Source organism: Peteryoungia aggregata LMG 23059 (genome assembly GCF_030814435.1).
GTDB lineage: Bacteria > Pseudomonadota > Alphaproteobacteria > Rhizobiales > Rhizobiaceae > Allorhizobium > Allorhizobium aggregatum.
Map to the genome: position 1 here is coordinate 437352 of NZ_JAUSUW010000001.1, position 18697 is coordinate 456048.

Annotated in this window: 21 protein-coding genes; 11 read left to right on the forward strand and 10 right to left on the reverse strand. The window is 62.7% G+C overall.

Annotated elements, in window-relative coordinates; all coding sequences use genetic code 11:
* Window position 1 precedes the first annotated feature (1 nt).
* The 11 genes from J2045_RS02095 to pufC all read left to right on the forward strand — a co-directional run bounded on the left by J2045_RS02095 (window position 2) and on the right by pufC (window position 10231).
* The gene (locus J2045_RS02095; RefSeq protein ID WP_307368792.1) at window positions 2–1198 is read left to right on the forward strand and encodes a methyltransferase; all 1197 of its coding nucleotides are present in this window, start codon (window positions 2–4) and stop codon (window positions 1196–1198) included.
* A gap of 112 nt (window positions 1199–1310) precedes the next feature.
* On the forward strand, window positions 1311–2249 hold the full coding sequence (gene bchC / locus J2045_RS02100; RefSeq protein WP_307368794.1) for a chlorophyll synthesis pathway protein BchC: 939 nt from the start codon (window positions 1311–1313) through the stop codon (window positions 2247–2249).
* Entirely contained in the window at window positions 2246–3253 is a 1008-nt protein-coding gene (locus J2045_RS02105; RefSeq protein WP_307368797.1) for a chlorophyllide a reductase iron protein subunit X, read from the forward strand. The genes bchC and J2045_RS02105 overlap by 4 nt, the downstream gene beginning before the upstream one ends.
* Before the next feature lie 15 nt (window positions 3254–3268).
* Window positions 3269–4852: a chlorophyllide a reductase subunit Y gene (gene bchY, locus J2045_RS02110; RefSeq protein WP_307368799.1), complete on the forward strand. Its 1584-nt coding sequence runs from the start codon at window positions 3269–3271 to the stop codon at window positions 4850–4852.
* Entirely contained in the window at window positions 4846–6297 is a 1452-nt protein-coding gene (gene bchZ, locus J2045_RS02115; RefSeq protein ID WP_307368801.1) for a chlorophyllide a reductase subunit Z, read from the forward strand. Before bchY ends, bchZ begins: the two co-directional genes overlap by 7 nt.
* Before the next feature lie 44 nt (window positions 6298–6341).
* On the forward strand, window positions 6342–6575 hold the full coding sequence (locus J2045_RS02120; protein ID WP_102018681.1) for a hypothetical protein: 234 nt from the start codon (window positions 6342–6344) through the stop codon (window positions 6573–6575).
* A 115-nt stretch (window positions 6576–6690) separates the two neighbouring features.
* Window positions 6691–6912, forward strand: coding sequence for a light-harvesting antenna LH1, beta subunit (pufB, locus tag J2045_RS02125; RefSeq protein WP_136537885.1), 222 nt, complete (start codon window positions 6691–6693; stop codon window positions 6910–6912).
* Window positions 6913–6924: 12 nt separating this feature from the next.
* Window positions 6925–7122: a light-harvesting antenna LH1, alpha subunit gene (gene pufA, locus J2045_RS02130; protein WP_307368807.1), complete on the forward strand. Its 198-nt coding sequence runs from the start codon at window positions 6925–6927 to the stop codon at window positions 7120–7122.
* Window positions 7123–7225: 103 nt separating this feature from the next.
* A complete protein-coding gene (gene pufL / locus J2045_RS02135; protein WP_307368811.1) occupies window positions 7226–8071 on the forward strand; it encodes a photosynthetic reaction center subunit L in 846 nt (281 codons plus the stop codon).
* Window positions 8072–8084: 13 nt separating this feature from the next.
* Window positions 8085–9050 carry a photosynthetic reaction center subunit M gene (pufM, locus tag J2045_RS02140; protein WP_307368815.1) on the forward strand — a complete coding sequence of 322 codons (966 nt, stop codon included), beginning with the start codon at window positions 8085–8087 and terminating at the stop codon, window positions 9048–9050.
* A gap of 11 nt (window positions 9051–9061) precedes the next feature.
* Window positions 9062–10231: a photosynthetic reaction center cytochrome PufC gene (pufC, locus tag J2045_RS02145; RefSeq protein WP_307368818.1), complete on the forward strand. Its 1170-nt coding sequence runs from the start codon at window positions 9062–9064 to the stop codon at window positions 10229–10231.
* A gap of 194 nt (window positions 10232–10425) precedes the next feature.
* Here pufC and J2045_RS02150 read toward each other — a convergent pair whose 3' ends face one another.
* The 10 genes from J2045_RS02150 to bchM are packed head-to-tail and all read right to left on the reverse strand — an operon-like array spanning window position 10426 to window position 18693.
* Window positions 10426–10959: an isopentenyl-diphosphate Delta-isomerase gene (locus J2045_RS02150; RefSeq protein ID WP_307368820.1), complete on the reverse strand. Its 534-nt coding sequence runs from the start codon at window positions 10957–10959 to the stop codon at window positions 10426–10428.
* A gap of 54 nt (window positions 10960–11013) precedes the next feature.
* Window positions 11014–12231, reverse strand: coding sequence for a 5-aminolevulinate synthase (gene hemA / locus J2045_RS02155; RefSeq protein ID WP_307368822.1), 1218 nt, complete (start codon window positions 12229–12231; stop codon window positions 11014–11016).
* Window positions 12231–13130, reverse strand: coding sequence for a putative photosynthetic complex assembly protein PuhE (puhE, locus tag J2045_RS02160; protein ID WP_307368826.1), 900 nt, complete (start codon window positions 13128–13130; stop codon window positions 12231–12233). Before puhE ends, hemA begins: the two co-directional genes overlap by 1 nt.
* 10 nt (window positions 13131–13140) lie before the next feature.
* The gene (gene acsF, locus J2045_RS02165; RefSeq protein WP_307369240.1) at window positions 13141–14190 is read right to left on the reverse strand and encodes a magnesium-protoporphyrin IX monomethyl ester (oxidative) cyclase; all 1050 of its coding nucleotides are present in this window, start codon (window positions 14188–14190) and stop codon (window positions 13141–13143) included.
* Between the two features lie 56 nt (window positions 14191–14246).
* Window positions 14247–14552 (reverse strand): O2-dependent cyclase accessory protein, encoded by a 306-nt coding sequence (locus J2045_RS02170; protein ID WP_102018689.1) that lies wholly within the window; start codon window positions 14550–14552, stop codon window positions 14247–14249.
* The gene (gene puhC / locus J2045_RS02175) at window positions 14549–15043 is read right to left on the reverse strand and encodes a photosynthetic complex assembly protein PuhC (protein ID WP_307368830.1); all 495 of its coding nucleotides are present in this window, start codon (window positions 15041–15043) and stop codon (window positions 14549–14551) included. The genes J2045_RS02170 and puhC overlap by 4 nt, the downstream gene beginning before the upstream one ends.
* Before the next feature lie 9 nt (window positions 15044–15052).
* On the reverse strand, window positions 15053–15727 hold the full coding sequence (gene puhB, locus J2045_RS02180; protein WP_307368832.1) for a photosynthetic complex putative assembly protein PuhB: 675 nt from the start codon (window positions 15725–15727) through the stop codon (window positions 15053–15055).
* On the reverse strand, window positions 15724–16503 hold the full coding sequence (puhA, locus tag J2045_RS02185) for a photosynthetic reaction center subunit H (protein WP_307368835.1): 780 nt from the start codon (window positions 16501–16503) through the stop codon (window positions 15724–15726). The genes puhB and puhA overlap by 4 nt, the downstream gene beginning before the upstream one ends.
* A gap of 37 nt (window positions 16504–16540) precedes the next feature.
* Window positions 16541–17980 carry a BCD family MFS transporter gene (locus J2045_RS02190; protein WP_307368837.1) on the reverse strand — a complete coding sequence of 480 codons (1440 nt, stop codon included), beginning with the start codon at window positions 17978–17980 and terminating at the stop codon, window positions 16541–16543.
* Window positions 17977–18693, reverse strand: coding sequence for a magnesium protoporphyrin IX methyltransferase (gene bchM / locus J2045_RS02195; RefSeq protein ID WP_307368840.1), 717 nt, complete (start codon window positions 18691–18693; stop codon window positions 17977–17979). The genes J2045_RS02190 and bchM overlap by 4 nt, the downstream gene beginning before the upstream one ends.
* Window positions 18694–18697: the final 4 nt, after the last annotated feature.

Sequence of the window (18697 nt, forward strand, 5' to 3'; positions counted from 1 at the left end):
CATGAGCGAGGGAAGCGGAAGCGGCTTCAAGGCCCGGTCGATCGCTGCCCCTGTGACTGCCGGAGATCCTGTCGCGGCGACGACCATGCAGGGACTTGCGGTTCGCTGGCGGCTCTGGCGTAGTCGCCAGATCGCCTCGCCGGCCTTTCGCAACCTGATGTCCCGGCTGCCACTGACCCGTTGGATCGCCAACAGGAAAGCCAACCATCTCTTCCGTTTGACCACGGGCTTCGTCCACTCGCAGATCCTTTGGCTCTGCAATGAGACGGGGCTGTTCCAGATGCTTTCGGACAAGGCGCTGACGACGGCCGAACTTGCCGTCCAATGCGACTTTCCCCAGGACCGAATGCAGCTTCTTCTCGAGCAGGCGGAACGACTCGATCTTGTTTGTCGCGCAGGGCCTGACCTCTGGATGCTGGCCGATGCTGGCGCCGTGCTGGCTGCGGACCGCGGGTTGCGGGAGATGATCCGGCACCATGACATCCTCTACCGAGACCTCGGCGATCCCCGCCCTCTCTGGCGGGAAGCGGCGAGCGAGACGGAACTCCGACACTATTGGGCCTATGTGCGCGGCAATCGGCCCGAAGACATGCCTGATGTCTCCGTCGCGCCCTACTCTGCCTTGATGCGGGAAAGCCAGGCGATGCTCGCCGATTGCCTTCTCGCCTCCCATGATTTCGGCCGCTACACCTCCTTGCTCGACCTGGGGGGCGGTGAAGGCGCCTTTCTGCGGGCCGTGGGCGAAAGACACCCTGCCCTGAAGCTGCAACTCTTCGATCTGCCCGCCGTCGCGGACCGGGCGCGACAGCACCTTGCCCTGTCAGGGCTTGCGGACCGCAGCCGGGTCCATGCGGGCAACTTTGTCGCCGATCCTGTGCCCGGCGATGCCGATTGTGTCACCCTGGTGCGGATACTCTGCGACCACGACGACGATCGGGTGCGCCAGATCCTGACCAATCTCAGGGGTCAACTGGCGCCCGGCACCACGGTCGTGGTTGCCGAGGCCATGGCCGGACCGACGGAAGGCGCGCGCCTGGCCGCCGTCTATTTCAGCGCCTATTTCCGCGCGATGGGATCAGGCCGTTGCCGGTCCGTCGCGGAAATCCGGGATCTGCTGCATGACGCGGGCTTCCGCAACAGCCGTCACGAGATCACGACAAACCCGCTGTTGGCCACCATCGTGGTCGCGGAAGCGTGAATAAGCACCGCCTCGCCCACATTATGTGTAAATATTGATTGACACTTTATATCGTAAATCTAAGATGACAATTGGGAGCAGCAGGCATCCCGTGTCCGGGGAGGGCACGATCATGCAGACCGCAGCTATCGTCTTCGAACAACCAGGATCGCTCGCCGTCAGGCGGCTCGCGTTGACGGCACCGGATGCCGGCGACGTTGTGATCGAGACGCAGTACAGCGGTATTTCCAGCGGAACGGAAAAGATGCTCTTCGAGGGGACCATGCCGGCCTTTCCCGGCATGCGTTATCCACTCGTTCCTGGTTATGAAAGTGTCGGCACGATCGTCGAGGCTGGCCCGGACTCGGGCCGCCATCCGGGCGAACAGGTCTTCGTTCCCGGCGCCAACTGTTTCGCCGACGCAGCCGGTTTGTTCGGTGCGACTGCGGCCATGCTCGTCGTGCCCGGCAATCGGACCGTACGCACCAGCTTTGAAAGACCGGCGGAGGCCGCACTTCTCGCTCTGGCAGCCACGGCCCATCACGCCGTCTTCCGCTCCCGCCGGGTCGCCTCGCTGGTGATCGGGCATGGTGTCCTCGGTCGGCTCATCGCCAGGATCATCATCGCGACAGGGCATGCTCCTCCGACAGTCTGGGAAACAGCCGAAAGACGGCGCCTTGGGCAGCATGGCTATTCGGTTGTCGATCCGTGTCAGGATGATCGGGCTGGTCATGCAGCCGTAATCGATGCCAGCGGCGATGCCCGCGTTCTTGACCGGGCGGTCTCCAGGCTGGAACGCCAGGGCGAGCTCGTTCTGGCCGGCTTCTATGGCAGCCGCGTCGACTTCAGTTTTCCTGCGGCCTTCATGCGGGAGACATCCTTCGTTATCGCCGCCGAATTCACCAGCCGCGACACGGAGGCGGTGCTCGATCTCGTCGCCTCCGGCGCGCTTTCTCTCGCCGGTCTGATCACGCATCACGCCGCGCCCTCCGAGGCGCAGGCTGCATACCGGACCGCCTTCACAGACCCCGACTGCCTGAAAATGATCATCGACTGGAGGAAAGCCGCATGAGCCTCGATCTCGCACCGGACGGCCTGGAGCGCCTGCAGGAAAACCTTCGCGAAGAAGCCGCCATCGAACCCGATGCGCCTGTCACCGGCAAGGTCACCAAGGAAACCCAGATCATCGCGATCTACGGCAAGGGCGGCATCGGCAAGAGCTTCACGCTCGCCAATCTCTCCTACATGCTGGCCCAGCTCGGCAAGAAGGTCCTGCTAATCGGCTGCGACCCCAAGAGCGACACGACCTCGCTGCTTTTCGGCGGCCGCGCCTGCCCGACCATCATCCAGACGGCCTCGCGCCGCAAGGAAGCCGGCCAGGAAGTGTCGATCTCCGACGTCTGCTTCAAGCGTGACGGTGTCTTTGCCATGGAACTCGGCGGACCGGAAGTCGGTCGCGGCTGTGGCGGGCGCGGCATCATCCACGGCTTCGAAACCCTGGAAAAGCTCGGCTTCCATGAATGGGACTTCGACTTCATCCTGCTCGACTTCCTCGGCGACGTAGTCTGCGGCGGCTTCGGCCTGCCGATCGCCCGCGACATGTGCCAGAAGGTCGTCGTCGTCGGCTCGAACGACCTGCAGTCGCTCTATGTCGCCAACAATGTCTGCTCGGCGGTCAAATACTTCCGCAATCTCGGCGGCAATGTCGGTGTCGCCGGCCTCGTCATCAACAAGGACGACGGCACGGGCGAGGCCCAGGCCTTTGCCGAAGCTGTCGGTATCCCGGTGCTCGCATCCATCCCGCAGCACGAGGACATCCGCCGCAAGAGTGCGAACTACCAGATCATCGGCACGCATGACAGCCAATGGGGTCCGCTGTTCGAAGCGCTGTCGATCAACCTGGCCGAGGCGCCGCCGATCCTCCCCAAACCGCTCGATCAGGATGGCCTGCTTGGTCTCTTCGACGCCAGCGAGACGGGCGCCGACTACAAACTCCAGCCAGCCCTGCCGGAAGACATGTGCGCCACCGGCGCACTGAAACGGCCGTCGCTGGAAGTCGTCTACGACAACGTGTGAGATCGGGTGAAGACAATGGATGACCTGCGCAAGGAATTCGAGCTGGACGATGCCGGCGGGACTGCTCCCGTCGGTAACGATGCCGCCGTCCTTGGCGACGCGGCGGTCGCAGACACAAACGGCATCGGCTGCCATGGCGGCGTCGAGCTCTCCAAGGCTGCGGCCCGCGCCGCCGGCCAGGGCGAATTGATGGACCGCTTCGAGGCGGACTATCCCAAGGGCCCGCATGATCAGCCGCAATCCATGTGCCCGGCCTTCGGCTCGTTGCGCGTCGGGCTTCGCATGCGCCGCGTCGGCACGATCCTTTCGGGTTCGGCCTGCTGCGTCTACGGCCTGACCTTCACCTCGCATTTCTACGGCGCCAAGCGCTCGGTCGGCTATGTGCCCTTCAGCTCGGAGACTTTGGTCACCGGCAAACTCTATGAGGACATCGTCGAGGCCGTGCATCAGATGGCGGACCCGGAAAAGTTCGATGCCGTCGTGGTCACCAACCTCTGTGTCCCCACCGCATCGGGCGTACCGCTCAAGATGCTGCCGCGCGAGATCGACGGCGTACGCATAGTTGGCATCGATGTTCCCGGCTTCGGGGTCCCGACCCACGCAGAAGCCAAGGATGTGCTTTCGGGCGCCATGCTTGCCTATGCCCGCCAGGAGATCGGCGAAGGCCCGGTCCAGCGTCCGCGTGGTGGTCTGAAGGACAGGCCGACGGTCACCCTGCTCGGCGAAATGTTCCCCGTCGACCCGGTCGTCATCGGCGGCATGATTGAGCCCATGGGGCTGGCAGCCGGGCCGACCGTGCCTGTCCGCGAATGGCGCGAACTCTATTCCGCCCTCGACTGCGCCGCAGTTGCCGCAATCCACCCCTTCTATACGGCCAGCATCCGGGAGTTCCAGGCCGCAGGTCGGCCGATCGTTGGCTCAGCACCTGTGGGCGTCGACGGAACGGATGCCTGGCTCAAGGCGATCGGCGACAGTTGCGGCATCGCCGCAGACAAAACCAATATCAGCCGCAACGCCATGCGCGGCGCAATCAAGGCTGCCCTTGCCGAACACCGCATCAATGGCCGGATCACGCTCTCAGGCTATGAGGGCTCGGAACTCCTCGTCGCCCGCCTTCTGGTCGAACTCGGCGCAGACCTGCGCTATGTCGGGACAGCCTGTCCGAAGACGCCCTACAACAGCGAGGATGCCGACTGGCTGGCGGCCCATGGCGTCGAACTGCGCTTCCGGGCCTCGCTGGAGCAGGACCTCGCCGCCTTCCAGGAATTCAAGCCGGATCTCGCCATAGGCACGACCCCTGTCGTGCAGAAGGCGAAGGAGAGCGCCACACCCGCCCTCTATTTCACCAATCTGATCTCTGCCCGTCCCCTGATGGGCCCGGCCGGTGTTGCCTCGCTTCCGGCGGTCATCAATGCCGCCATCGGCAACAAGGACCGCTTCCTGGCCATGAACGCCTTCTTCGAGGGTGTGGGCTCGGGCGATGGCGCCGGAATCTGGGAGAACGTGCCGGAAGACCGCAGCGCCTATCGCAAGAAGTTCGCCGCCAAGGTCAAGCAGTCCCGCAACGCCGTCGACAATGGGGAGAGTGTCGGATGCTGATCCTCGACCACGATAGAGCCGGCGGTTACTGGGGCAGCGTCTATGCCTTTACCGCGATCAAGGGCCTGCAGGTGATCATCGACGGCCCGGTGGGCTGCGAAAACCTGCCGGTCACCTCGGTCCTCCATTACACCGACGCGCTGCCGCCGCACGAACTGCCGATCGTCGTATCCGGCCTCTCGGAAGACGAACTGGGCCAACACGGCACGGAAGGTGCCATGAAGCGGGCGCGTCTCGCGCTCGACCCCGACCTGCCGGCTGTCGTCGTCACCGGCTCGATCGCCGAGATGATCGGCGGTGGCGTGACACCGGAAGGTTCCAACATCGTCCGCTTCCTCCCGCGTACCATCGACGAAGATCAGTGGCAGAGCGCTGATCGCGCGCTGAAATGGCTCTGGACCGAATTCGGCCCGAAGGGCGGCAAGGTGCCGGCACCGCGTCGACGCCCCGAGGGTGCCAAGCCCCGCGTCAACATCATCGGCCCGATCTACGGCACCTACAACATGCCCTCGGATCTCGCTGAGATCCGTCGTCTCGTCGAGGGACTGGGCGCCGAGATCAACATGGTCTTCCCGCTGGGCAGCCATCTCGAAGACGTGCGCAAGCTCGCCGATGCGGATGCCAATATCTGCCTTTATCGCGAATTCGGCCGTCTCCTCTGCGAAACGCTCGACCGTCCCTATCTGCAGGCCCCGATCGGCATTCATTCGACGACGGCCTTCCTGCGCGAATTGGGCGATATGCTCGGGCTCGACCCCGAACCCTTCATCCTGAAGGAAAAGCACACAACGCTGAAGCCGCTCTGGGATCTCTGGCGCTCGGTCACCCAGGACTTCTTCGCCACCGCAAGCTTCGCGATCGTTGCCAACGAGACCTATGTGCGCGGCATCCGCAACTTCCTCGAGGAGGAAATGGGCCTGCCCTGCAACTTCGCGATCCCGCGCAAGGCAGGCGCGAAGACGGACAATATCGAAGTTGCGGAACTCACCGCCAAGAAGCCACCGATGATCATGTTCGGCTCGTTCAACGAGCGCATGTACATGGCCGAGCGCGGCGCCCGCGGCAAGTTCGTGCAGCTCTCCTATCCCGGCGCCATCGTCCGCCGCCATCCCGGCACGCCCGTCATGGGCTATTCCGGTGCTGCCTGGCTGATCCAGGAGGTCTGCAACGCCCTCTTCGACATGCTGTTCGACATCCTGCCGCGCGCCGGAGAACTCGACGCAATCGAAGCGACGACAGCCCGCCCGCGCAGCGAGATGGCCTGGCAATCCGATGCCCAGGCGTCGCTTGAAAAATTCATCGGCAACGAGCCCGTGCTCGTGCGCATCTCGGCCGCCAAGCGGTTGAGGGAAGCGGCAGAGCGCGAGGCGCGCCGGGCCGAAGACCACGAAGTTACCCGCCATCATGTCGAGACGGCCGCCCGCCTTCAGGGAGCCTATGCATGAGCGAAGGAACAACACCCATCAACGGGACAACTGGAGGTGAAGCCATGATCACTGCAACCCGATCCGATCAGGACCTGCGTCGACATCGCGACCGCCAGTCCGAGCGCCAGAACATGCGGCGTCTCTACCTACTCCTTTATCCGCTGTGCCTTTGCGCCGCCTTGACGTCGAGGCTTGCCGGGCATGCCGAGGACGCGGCCGAGCGCCCCGACCAATCGATTTTCGCCGAGGCTCGTTCCTCGGCCTACGCAGCTGCCGGTTACGCCTTCCACGCGTAACCCGATCCCTTTGCCGGTGTTCTCGACACCGGCAGAACCCGGCAGGTCCGTGAAAAGACCTTCCGAAACCCCGCCGCGGGGGCGCCGCGGTGTTCGAGACTAGGAGGTGAATTTGATGGCTGAGACATCAAATGTTTCACTTTCGGGTCTGACCGAAAGCGAAGCGCGCGAGGTCCATGGATTCTTCATCCAAGGCTTCATGATATTCACGGCGATTGCCATCGTCGCGCATATCTTGGTCTGGATGTGGCGTCCCTGGATCCCGGGTCCGGAAGGTTACAGCTCTCTCGAGGGCATCAACCAGACGGCTCTCACGCTTCTGCCGATGTTGGCCTGAGGAGGACGCGATATGTGGAGAGTCTGGCTTATGTTCGACCCGCGCAAAGTGCTGGTCGCATTGTCTGTATTCCTGTTCACGCTTGCGATCCTGATCCACTTCATCCTGCTGAGCACGGACCGCTACAACTGGTTCGAGGGCAAACCCCTCACGACCAGCTCCCTGGAGCAGTCCCTCTCTGAAGGCGTGGATTTCCGGCTGATCGGCTGAAAACCTGAGACGGCAGCGGGCGTAACACTCGCGGTTTCGCCCGCCGCCAATCCTGCATGACCCGACAACGCCGCCTGGCTGATCACCTCTGGAGGAAACGAACATGGCGCTGCTGAGTTTTGAACGCAAATATCGCGTACGAGGCGGGACGCTGCTCGGAGGCGATCTCTTTGATTTCTGGGTAGGGCCCTTCTATGTGGGCTTCTTCGGCGTCACGACGGCTTTCTTCGCGATCCTCGGAACAGCACTTCTGATCTATGGCGCGGCCATTGGTCCGACATGGAATATCTGGCGCATTTCGATCGCACCGCCGGACCTCTCCTATGGGCTGGCGCTCGCGCCGCTAAAGGAAGGCGGTCTCTGGCAGATCGTGACGGTCTGCGCGCTCGGCGCCTTCATTTCCTGGGCGCTGCGCGAAGTCGAGATCTGCCGCAAGCTCGGCATCGGTTACCACGTGCCCTTCGCCTTTTCCTTCGCGATCTTCGCCTATGCGACGCTCGTCGTCTTCCGCCCGCTCTTGCTTGGCGCCTGGGGTCACGGTTTTCCCTACGGCATCTTCAGCCATCTGGATTGGGTGTCGAACGTCGGCTACCAATATCTGCATTTCCACTACAATCCAGCGCATATGATCGCGGTGACCTTCTTCTTCACCACGACGCTGGCGCTCTCCCTGCATGGTGGCCTCATCCTGTCGGCCGCCAATCCGGGCGCATCGAACACCGAAGCTGGCAAGCAGGCCGAGGTCAAGACGCCGGAATACGAAGACACATTCTTCCGCGACATCATCGGCTACTCGATCGGCACGCTGGGCATCCACCGCCTCGGCCTGATCCTGGCGCTGAACGCGGGCTTCTGGAGCGCCGTCTGCATCGTCATCAGCGGACCGTTCTGGAATCAGGGCTGGCCGCAATGGTGGAACTGGTGGCTGACGCTGCCGATCTGGAACTGAGGGGGACCGGACCATGTTCTTAGCGCAGTATCAAAACATCATCACACCCATACAGGTGACGGGCCCGCTCGAAGAAGGCATGCCGCTTCCCGCTGGCGACAGCCCGCGCACCGGCAAACCTTTCCTGGTCCGCCTGTTCGGCATGATCGGCAATGCTCAAATCGGACCGATCTATCTCGGTTATCTCGGCACGCTGTCGCTTGTCTGCGGCTTCATCGCCTTCGAGATCATCGGTCTCAACATGCTGGCCTCTGTCGGCTGGGATCCGATCCAGTTCGTCCGCCAGCTCTTCTGGCTGGGGCTGGAACCGCCGTCGGCGCAATATGGCCTCAAGGTGCTGCCGCCGCTTGCGGAAGGTGGCTGGTGGCTCATAGCCGGCTTCTTCCTGACGACCTCCATTCTCCTCTGGTGGGTGCGAGTATATCGCCGCGCACGCCAGCTGGAGATGGGTACCCATGTCGCATGGGCCTTTGCCGCCGCGATCTGGCTGTTCCTCGTGCTCGGTTTCATCCGCCCGCTGCTGATGGGCAATTTCTCGGAAGCCGTGCCCTTCGGCATCTTCCCGCATCTCGACTGGACGGCCGCCTTCTCGATCCGTTACGGCAATCTCTACTACAATCCCTTCCACTGCCTCTCGATCGTTTTCCTCTACGGCTCCGTGCTGCTGTTCGCCATGCATGGAGCGACGATCCTCGCCGTCGGCAAATACGGCGGTGAACGCGAGCTGGAACAGATCACCGATCGCGGTACGGCCTCCGAACGCGCAGCCCTCTTCTGGCGCTGGACCATGGGCTTCAACGCCACCATGGAATCCGTCCACCGCTGGGCCTGGTGGTTTGCCATTCTGACCCCGATTACCGGCGGCATCGGCATCCTGCTGACAGGCACGGTCGTCGACAACTGGTACCTCTGGGGCATCAACCACGGGATCGTGTCCCCGCTGCCGGGCTATCCCGGCGTCGTTGACCCGGCGCTTTGAGGAGAACGACGATGAAACTCTGGATCCCCTTCGCCGTCTCCGCCGGCTCACTCCTGACGATTGCAAGCTTCGTCGGCGCTGGCTGGGACGCACCACCCGTCGACACCACTCAGATCGGTTTCCGCGGGACCGGCATGTACATACACCGCGACGTCGAAAACCAGGAAGCGCTCAAGGCCGCGAATGTCCCGCCTCCCGCTCCCTGGGAAGCCGATCCCGCAGGTGACAAGGCACGCGATCTCTATGAAAACGTCCAGATCCTCGGCGATCTCTCCGACGACCAGTTCAACCAGTTCATGGCTTCGATCACCGAATGGATCGCGCCGGAAGCGGGTTGCAACTATTGCCACAACCCCGAAAACCTCGCCTCCGACGAGGTGTATCAGAAAGTTGTCGCCCGCCGCATGATCCAGATGACCCAGGCGATCAATGTCGACTGGAGCGCCCATGTGGGCCAGGTCGGCGCCACCTGCTACACCTGTCACCGTGGCCAGGCGATCCCGGTCAACTACTGGTACGAAGATCTGGAACCCAAGCCGGCCGGCAACATGACCCAGAACCGCGCTGGCCAGAATGTGGTGGCCAAGTTCGGTGGCAATTCCTCGCTTCCGCAGAATGTGCTGAAGGACTACCTGCTGGAAGCCAAGCAGATCCGCGTCCATTCGACGGCGGCTCTGCCCACCGGCACCAATCCGGCAGGCACCAAGGAAACGGAAGCGACCTGGTCACTGATGATGCACATGTCCGAGTCACTCGGCGTAAACTGCACCACCTGCCACAATTCCAGAGCCTTCAATGCCTGGGATGAAAGCCCGCCACAGCGCGTAACCGCCTGGCACGGCATTCGGATGACCCGGGACATCAACGCAAATTACATGGTGGGTCTCACCCCCGTGTTCCCGGCATCCCGTAAGGGTCCGGAAGGCGATGTCTTCAAGGTCGGCTGCGCGACCTGCCATGCCGGAGTGCAGAAGCCGCTCTATGGCGCCTCGATGTTGCAGGACTATGTCGACTCGCTGGCGAAGAAGGGCCCGACCGAGGTGCCTGATTTCACGACCTACCAGCCGGGTACGACACAGAAAATGGCACCGGCAGGGCAAAGCAGCGCCCTGTCGCTCAAGCCGACGTCTGAGACTGCAGCTGTCGTTCTGCCTGAGGCAACTCAGATCGCGAACGACTGACGGCCTCCCAAGGCAGGCCGCAATAGAAGGGGAGCTGTCAGCTCCCCTTCTTTTTTGTCTGCAAGAAGACACTTCCACGGAGTGACCGGACACGTCGACAGATGCTCGCCACAGCGCGTCGCCCAGGTGAGATGAGCGGCGACCGCAGATAACCATCGGATTGAAATTGAAGGAAGAGATGGCATTGAACCGGTTCAGGCCGCTTCGGCGAAGCTCAGGCCCGGGAAGCGTTGCAGGTAGATCCGGAACCAGGGTGTGAAATCCTGAGGCCGCTCGCGCACCTCCCGCATCAGCTGATGGGGTGCAATCCAGCGCACCTCCTCCACCTCGCCCTCAACGAGCGCTACCTGCAGCGTCCGGCTGTCGACCTGGGCGCTGAAAAGCGTGACGCGCTCGTGTTCCCTCAGGCCATCACCAACATCAGCCGCATATTCGACCGTCTGATGGCGCGTGAGCGGCACCGTGAATCCGAGCTCCTCGGTCAGGCGCCGCCCGGCGCAATCCTCGATGGTTTCATCCCAATGCGGATGCGTGCAGCAGGTATTGGCCCAGAGGCCTGCGCAATGATACTTGGTCAAAGCGCGTTTCTGGATCAGCAGGAGATCACCGTCGAAGACGAAAACGGAGACGGCAAGATGCAGCTGTCCCTCGAGATGCGCCTGCATCTTTTCGATCGGATAGAGCGACCCGTCACCGGCGATCGCCGGGATGTATATGCTGTCCGTCATCCTGTGCGTGTCCTGAGTGATCCTTGCTGCAGGCCGATACGGCCTTTCCCTCGCTTAAGCAACCGCCCTTGCAAGGGCGCATTTCGACCAGAGCGACGAGAGCGCCTCGGCCAGATGATCGATATCCGCATCGCTATGCAGCGGCGTCGGGGTGATCCGCAGCCGCTCCTTGCCGACGGCAACCGTCGGATAGTTGATGGGCTGCACATAGATGCCGAAATCATCGAGCAGCACATCCGAGATCCATTTGCACTTGGCCGCATTGCCGACCATGACCGGCACGATGTGGCTGGGATTGTGCATATGCGGGATCCCGCGAACATCAAGCGCCCGCCTTACCTTGGCGACCGTTGCCTGATGCATATGGCGCTCGAACGGGCTTTCCTTGAGATGGCGGATCGACGCAGTGGCGCCTGCCGCCAGCGCCGGCGGGATCGCCGTCGTAAAGATGAAGCCCGAGGCGAAGGACCGGACAAAATCGATCAGCACGGCAGGACCGGTGATGTAGCCACCCATGACGCCGAAGGCCTTGCCCAGCGTGCCCTCGATGACGGTCAAGCGGTCCATCAGGCCCTCGCGTTCGGCAACCCCGCCGCCGCGCGGACCGTACATGCCGACCGCATGAACCTCGTCGAGATAGGTCATCGCGCCGAACTGGTCGGCGACATCGCAGATCTCCTTGATCGGCGAGATGTCACCATCCATCGAATAGACGCTCTCGAAGGCAACGAGCTTCGGCGCTGCCGGATCGTCGGCCGCCATCAGCTCGCGCAGATGCTTGTAGTCGTTGTGGCGGAACTGCCGCTTGATGCAGCGCGAATGCCGGATGCCTTCGATCATGGACGCATGATTGAGTGAGTCCGAATAACAGATGATGCCGGGGATCTTGGCCAGCAGCGTTCCGAGGGCTGCCCAGTTCGACACGTAACCTGATGTGAAGATCAGCGCGCCTTCCTTGCCATGCAAGTCCGCCAGCTCCTGCTCGAGCAGGACATGATAATGATTGGTACCGGAGATGTTGCGCGTGCCGCCGGCACCGGCGCCGCACTTGCGCACAACCTCGATCATCCGCTCGGTCACGAGCGGGTTCTGGCCCATGCCGAGATAATCGTTCGAGCACCAGACGGTGACATCGCGCGCTGTCCCGTCACCATGGTGAAACGCGGCTTTCGGAAAGGCCGAGCAGTGACGCTCAAGATCCGCGAACACGCGATAATTACCGGCGGTATGCAGGCCGGCGAGCGCCTCTTCCATGTGCTGGAAAACAGTCATCAGTCTTTCCTCTTCCCGATCGTGTCTTGTGCAATTGCTGTCCAGGAGGCGTGCGGCACGGACACAGGCCCAGCCTCCTTGAGTGCGGAAACGCCGTCCGCCGCAGGGCGGATGGCAAGGTCGGCCCGTTCCTGTCGTGCCATCGCCCAACGCCAGAGCGCCGTATCGGAAACGGGAAGCACGAGAACGAGATGTTCGATGATGGCGAGCGCCATGAAGGTCGCGAGCAATGTATGGCCGACGACGGAATGCGCCTGGGTCGCGCGGTTTGCCCCCACGACGAGGACAGCGAACAGGCCTGCAGCGATCGCGAGGAATACCGGAAACAGCGGCGTCATCCGGTCTGTCTTGAAATAGCTTTTCAGGTGCCGGATGCCCTTCGGCATCAGCTCGCTGATCGCATGTGGCGCACCCAGAAAAATCACCAGTTTGGCGGAGATCCGCATGCCCCAAAGCAGGCCGAAGGCGGCGAGCCCAAACAGGTTGGCGGATCCGTCGAGCGCAAGCCATAGCGCGATCGCCGTCACCAGAATGGCGATCTCGTGATCGCTCACGGCCTCCCAGGCAGCCCGGAAACGGCGGAAGCCGGTCAGCCCCGGAGGGCATTCGCCCGTGCGTCGGCCTGTCAGTATGCCTGTCAGGAAGGCGGCCTCATGCCAGGCCCAGACGAGCAGCGCACCGAAGAAGCCGACATAGGAACCAAGCACTGTCGGTTCCTGCGCGCCCCACAGCATCAGGATGAAGCCGAAGGCGCCGACCAGCGTCATCAGCGCCATCAATGCCAGCCCCCTGCCCCGAGGCCCGTCGGAGCGGTTGACCATGGCCAGCACCAACCCGGTCGAAAGCCACCATACGGAGATGGCAACGAGAACGACGGCGAGCGGGTGCGTAAAGGTCATGGCGATCTCCTCACCAGACCGGTTGCAGGCGCGACGTGGCAGGGATGGCGTTGGACTTCGTCGGGATCGCATACATCCGGACAAAATTCACAGCTGCCGCCGCCGACCAGAAGCCCTTGGCGATCCGACCGGAAATCCCGCCCTTCGCATCGGCCGCCATGACCCGGCGGTTGATCCGCTCCATCCGGCGGAAGCCCTCATGCAGGACCGGGTTGTCGAGATCGAGGACGAGCGGGAAGCACTGGCGCGAGATCTCGCTCGTCAGCCGGAAGACCTTCATGTCGTAATCGTCGATATCGACGCCGAGCCCCTTGTGAAAGGCCGGCCGCATGTGGTCGCGCACATACATGGTGGCGAAGACGGCGAGCAGGAAGAACTTGATCCAGTACTTGTTCATCCCCTCCATCAGCCGCTTGTCGGAGCGGATGATCAGCGAAAAAGCCTCGCCATGGGAGAATTCGTCATTGCACCATTCACGGAACCACTTGAAGATCGGGTGGAAGCGCTGTTCGGGGTGCTTTTCGAGATGCCGGAAGATGGTGATGTAGCGGGCATAGCCGATCTTCTCGGAGAGATAGGTCGCGTAGTAGATGAACTTCGGCTTGAAGAAGGTGTACTTCTTCGCCTTGGCCAGGAAGCCCATGTTCACGCCGATGCCGAATTCCTTCAGCGCATCGTTGATGAAACCGGCATGGCGAGATTCGTCGCGGCTCATATAGCCGAAGAGCTCGCAGATCTCCTGGTTCTTGCCACGCCGCTTCATCTCCTTGTAGAGCACGCAACCCGAAAATTCGGAGGTCAGCGACGAGACGAGGAAGTCGATGAACTCCTCGCGCAGGTCGTCCGGCAGGGCATCGATATCGATATCGTCCCACTGTTCATTGCGCTTGAAGTGGCCGCGGTTCGGGTCGCTCTTCATCTGCGCGATCAGGACATCCCATTCGGCGCGGACAGGCTCGACATTGATCTTGTCCATCTCGTCGAAATCGGTGGTGTAGAAACGCGGTGTCAGCATGGTCGAGACAAGCGCGCTGCGGGTCGTGTCGTTGACCCCGGCCATGCGCTCCTCGACGGTCGGCTCGTGATCGGAAAGATCGACAGGCGAAACGTGGTTGTTCATGACAGTGCCCTCTCGGTGAAGCTGAATTCGCACAATTCCATCATGTCGAGATCGCCCGTTGCGCGGATCCAGGCGCGTTCGAGCGCACCGGCACGGGTGATCGTCGCCTTGCGGCGGAAGTTCTGGCTGGAGCCATAGGGGATCTGGACAGGCGCGCCGTGCACGAGCACCTCGTCACCGGGATGGACCACCACCCCGTTGTCAAACCTCAAGTGCGCACCAAGCGCCTCGAACGTGTTGTTGATCTCGACGGTGCAATCGACCGTCTCCTTCCGTCGCATCAAGGCAAAGACCGGGTTCATTGGCTTTCTCCTCCCTGTGAGCCCAGAAGGGCTTCGAATGCGGCCACGTTGTCGGGGCCAAAGGCATCCAGATAAATGCGTTCGCCGGTGCCCGTATCGGACAGACTGACGGCACCGGCCTCCCACTTGATCAGGCGGTAGGGCGCATCGAAGGGCACCTTGGCCACCTGGCGCATGCGCTCAAAGGCTCGGAGCGATCCGCGCACGAAGCCGCCCGAGTGGGGGCCGTAGTTGGCGAGCTCGCGACCCGTCGCAACGTCGGTGACGACGACAAAGTCAGACGTGCTGCGTGTAATCATTAGGTCGCGGATGGCGACCGGCGCACCGAGCTGCTGCTTGACCAGACCAAGGCCCGTGGTCTGGCCAAAGATGATAGCCCCCGCCGTGAAGGCGAGCAGGCCGATGAGGCCGAAGAACAGGCCGCGCGGCAGACGGCTTGGCGCCTTGCCCTTGCGGTCCGCCCAATAGCCGAGATGCGAGGCCGATCCCATCTTGCGCTCCTATTCCGCCGCGGCGACGGACCGCGGCATAACGCCTCCGCCCACGTCCTGAACGATGATGCGCGGCTGTTCGGCACGGGCGCCACGATACTGGCCGATTGCAGCCGAGAGCACGCTCGCGACCTTGTCTGCGTCAGGCAGGTAGATCAGGCTCGGCTCCGGCTTGGAAAAACGGAAACCACGCACATGCGGCCACTGGATCAGCCAGGAGATCCGCTGTTCCGGCAGGAGGCCGATCGCGATCAACCCGCTCTTCTCACCGATCCGGGCAAGCGCCACACCGTCAATCCGGCGGAAGGGCAGGTTCAAGGTCATCGAGATCGCGATGCCAAAGCGCATCACGATGCGCTCTGTGGTGATCGTGTAGAGCGTGGTCTTCTCGACCGCCCAGGCAAACAGCTCGATCATACCGATGAGCACACCGGCAAGAGCCGTGAGCACGGCGACCGAAAAGAGGATGCCACCTGCCGGCTGACCGTCATTAAGCCCGGCGACAACCGCCCAGCTGGCGAGGATCAGGAAATAGCCGACGATCCAGCGGATCTTCAGGAGATGACGGGCGACAAGGGCAGACGAGGGCCGCCCCTGCCACAGGACGACCTCGCCAGCCGGCGGCACGCCGGGAAGCCCCGGCAGCGGCTCGATTTCGTGTTCGCGGATGACAAATTGGCTCACAGCAGTGGCTCCTGACGGAAGCGATCCGCATAGAGGAGGCCGGCGCCGAAATAGGCGGCGATCTTGTCTTCCTCAAGCAGGGTCACGAGTTCGGGGCGGGCGGTGGCAGGCACATCGGCAAACTGTGCGGATGTGACCGCATGCACATAGAGATGCCGGACATTGCCACGACCCGTCTGGAAGACGACGAAGTTGTTCGGCAGAAGCACGGTGCGTCCACCGCCAGCAAGTTCGACCTCGTAGTAGCGGATCAGGTGTTCGGCCCGGTCGACCCAGAGGTCCTTGACGGTGCCGGCAACCTGCCGATCGCAGCCGAGCACCGCAAGACCGCACGGATCGGCAGAACCTTCGGCAAGACCGAAACCTTCTGCCACACGCAGCGGCACGATGCGGGCATCCCCATGGGCGGTCACGTCAGGCTTGTCGGAACGTTCCGCCCAGGAACCGGGGCCGATACCGGCGAGCAGCGGATTGCCGACGGGCTCAGACGGATAGCCGGGGGCCGGTGCAATGCGACGGCTCGAAAACGTGCGTGTGTCGCGCTTCAGATCCGGAACCTGCTTGATCCCCTGGCCATGTGGCAAGAGAAAGGTCTTCTTCGGCGGCACGAAGAGCCAGGGGCTCTTGTTGTAGCGGCCTGTCACATCCTCTTCGAGCGGATAGCCCTCGCGACGGTCTTCCTGACGCAGATACCAGATCAGCCCCGCGAAGAAGAGCCAGAACGCATAAAGCACCACTTGTGCAACATCGATATTCCCAACCAACGACCCGGTCATATCCAGACCCTCCCGTGTAAAGCGCATCTGCCGGCCATCAGCCGGGCAATTCCGCCAATCCAAAACGCATGTCCTGCAGATAGTCCCTCTGATAGCGCCGGCCGGTGAGCGGACCGAGAACCGCCAGGCACAGGAAGAGGAGAATGATTTCAAAGGTGTAGACGACGAGATAGCCGGCAGCCGGCGTCAACATGGCCTCGCCCAGCGAGCCGTTCAGCGCCAAAGCATTGATCGTGTTCTTGATCACGCCGCCCGCAAGCATGGCCGCCCCGATGCCAGTCGCCTGCACGGCACCCCAGGCACCGACGACGAGGCCACTGTCGGAGCGCTCGGCAATGCCCATCGCCGCCAGCATGGTGCCGACGGCAAACAGTCCGCCCCCGAGGCCGATGCCGAAAGCGCCCAGATGGAAGAGCGCGTTGACGCCAAGCGGCGAGGCGAAGATCACGGCGGAGAACGCGCAGATCCCGATCAACAATCCGCGCGCGGCGACCCGGTACATCTGCGCGCCATGCTGCAGGCTATGGGCCGCCCAGGCGAAGCCGGCCATGGTGCCAAGAGCCCAGATCCCCGTCAGGCGCGTGGTCTCACCGACCGAAAGCCCCAGGATCTCGCCACCATACGGCTCAAGCAGGATGTCCTGCATCGAAAAGGCGGCAGAACCGATCGCAACAGCCACCAGCAGCCGCATCACACCAGGAGCGCTGCGGTAATCGTCAAGAGCGTCGAAGAAGCTCGAAAGGTCCCGGTCGACAGCCGTCCGGCGCACGTCGCGCGGCTCTTGCTTCCAGATCGCGATAACGTTGATGACGATGGTCAGTACTGCCGTTCCCTGGATGACCTGGATCAGCAGCTTCGGCGAGAAATCGACGAGGAAGACGCTGTAGAAGCTGGAAGCGCCGATCATGCCCGTCAGCAGCATGAAATAGAGAAGCGCCACGACCCGCGGACGTTTTTCGTCGGGCACGAGGTCGCTTGCCAGCGCCAGCCCTGCCGTCTGCGACATATGCATGCCGAAGCCGGTCAGGATGAAGGCAAGGCTTGCGCCGGCAGCACCCGCCCATTCCGGGCCGGTCGTCTGCGATTGGAGAAGAAGGAGCGCAAACGGCATGATGGCGAGGCCACCGAACTGCAGCAGGCTGCCGAGCCAGACATAGGGCACACGCCGCCAGCCGAGCACGGATTTGTAGGTGTCGGACCGGAAACCGAAGAGCAGACGAAGCGGTGCTGCCAAAACCGGAATGGCGATCACGGCCGAAACGAGCGCAACGGAAACGCCGAGTTCGACGATCAGCACGCGGTTCAAGGTCCCGGTCAGGAGAACAAGCACGCAACCGGCAGAGACCTGAAACAGCGAAAGGCGCAGCAGCCTCGACAAGGGCATCTCGGCCGTTGCAGCATCCGCAAACGGCATGAAGCGCGTTCCGAGCTTCTGCCAGAACGCGATCATCTTGGCGTTGGCGGCGGCGATGCTCATGACTGGATCACCTCCATGGCCTGCGAGGTATAAAAGCCGACGGCAACCTTGTGGCTGCGCGCGGACTGCCAATGAGAGAACTCCGGATGATGCAGCATCTCGGCGACCAGCCGTGACGGATCGACAGGATAGATCGCCGGTGCGCGATTGCCGCGCGGAAAGACCTTGCCGGCGGCCAGCATGGCCCGCAGCAGACGCGATCCCGGCGCCAGCGTGAAGATCATCTGGCGCGAAGTGCGCTCGGCCAGGGTGTGAAGCACGCGCACGGCATCGGCAGGGCGATAGTGAATGAGCACATCCATCGCGACCACGGCATCGAAACGCCCGTGACGTGGGTCGAGCATGTCGCCGCTGTGGAAGGTGACGGAGCCCTTGAAACGACCATGGGCGGCTTCGAGGTCATGCGCCCGCTGGCGGGCATGCGCGATCATTTGCGCAGACAGATCAATGCCGACGACTTCGGCACCACGTGCGATGAGCTCGAAGGACAGAACTCCCGAGCCACAGCCTGCATCGAGGATGCGCCAGCCTGTGAGGTCCTGCGGCAGCCACGAAGCAAGCGTACCACGCATCTCTTCGCGCCCCTTGCGCACGGTGGCGCGAATGCCGCTCACCGGCTGGTCGCCGGTCAGCCGCTTCCAGGCATCGAGCGCGGTGCGGTCGAAGTAGTGTTCGATCTCGCCGGTGCGTCTGATGTAATCGGCCTGACTCATGACA

Coding starts and splice junctions, on each gene's coding strand:
- pufL (WP_307368811.1), top strand. CDS start 7,226: ATGGCGCTGCTGAGTTTTGAACGCAAATATCGCGTACGAGGCGGGACG.
- bchZ (WP_307368801.1), top strand. CDS start 4,846: ATGCTGATCCTCGACCACGATAGAGCCGGCGGTTACTGGGGCAGCGTC.
- puhE (WP_307368826.1), bottom strand. CDS start 13,130: ATGACCTTTACGCACCCGCTCGCCGTCGTTCTCGTTGCCATCTCCGTA.
- J2045_RS02095 (WP_307368792.1), top strand. CDS start 2: ATGAGCGAGGGAAGCGGAAGCGGCTTCAAGGCCCGGTCGATCGCTGCC.
- hemA (WP_307368822.1), bottom strand. CDS start 12,231: ATGACTGTTTTCCAGCACATGGAAGAGGCGCTCGCCGGCCTGCATACC.
- J2045_RS02190 (WP_307368837.1), bottom strand. CDS start 17,980: ATGAGCATCGCCGCCGCCAACGCCAAGATGATCGCGTTCTGGCAGAAG.
- J2045_RS02170 (WP_102018689.1), bottom strand. CDS start 14,552: ATGAACCCGGTCTTTGCCTTGATGCGACGGAAGGAGACGGTCGATTGC.
- J2045_RS02150 (WP_307368820.1), bottom strand. CDS start 10,959: ATGACGGACAGCATATACATCCCGGCGATCGCCGGTGACGGGTCGCTC.
- bchM (WP_307368840.1), bottom strand. CDS start 18,693: ATGAGTCAGGCCGATTACATCAGACGCACCGGCGAGATCGAACACTAC.
- J2045_RS02120 (WP_102018681.1), top strand. CDS start 6,342: ATGATCACTGCAACCCGATCCGATCAGGACCTGCGTCGACATCGCGAC.
- puhC (WP_307368830.1), bottom strand. CDS start 15,043: ATGGGATCGGCCTCGCATCTCGGCTATTGGGCGGACCGCAAGGGCAAG.
- pufA (WP_307368807.1), top strand. CDS start 6,925: ATGTGGAGAGTCTGGCTTATGTTCGACCCGCGCAAAGTGCTGGTCGCA.
- bchC (WP_307368794.1), top strand. CDS start 1,311: ATGCAGACCGCAGCTATCGTCTTCGAACAACCAGGATCGCTCGCCGTC.
- puhA (WP_307368835.1), bottom strand. CDS start 16,503: ATGACCGGGTCGTTGGTTGGGAATATCGATGTTGCACAAGTGGTGCTT.
- pufM (WP_307368815.1), top strand. CDS start 8,085: ATGTTCTTAGCGCAGTATCAAAACATCATCACACCCATACAGGTGACG.
- pufB (WP_136537885.1), top strand. CDS start 6,691: ATGGCTGAGACATCAAATGTTTCACTTTCGGGTCTGACCGAAAGCGAA.
- J2045_RS02105 (WP_307368797.1), top strand. CDS start 2,246: ATGAGCCTCGATCTCGCACCGGACGGCCTGGAGCGCCTGCAGGAAAAC.
- bchY (WP_307368799.1), top strand. CDS start 3,269: ATGGATGACCTGCGCAAGGAATTCGAGCTGGACGATGCCGGCGGGACT.
- acsF (WP_307369240.1), bottom strand. CDS start 14,190: ATGGCCGGGGTCAACGACACGACCCGCAGCGCGCTTGTCTCGACCATG.
- pufC (WP_307368818.1), top strand. CDS start 9,062: ATGAAACTCTGGATCCCCTTCGCCGTCTCCGCCGGCTCACTCCTGACG.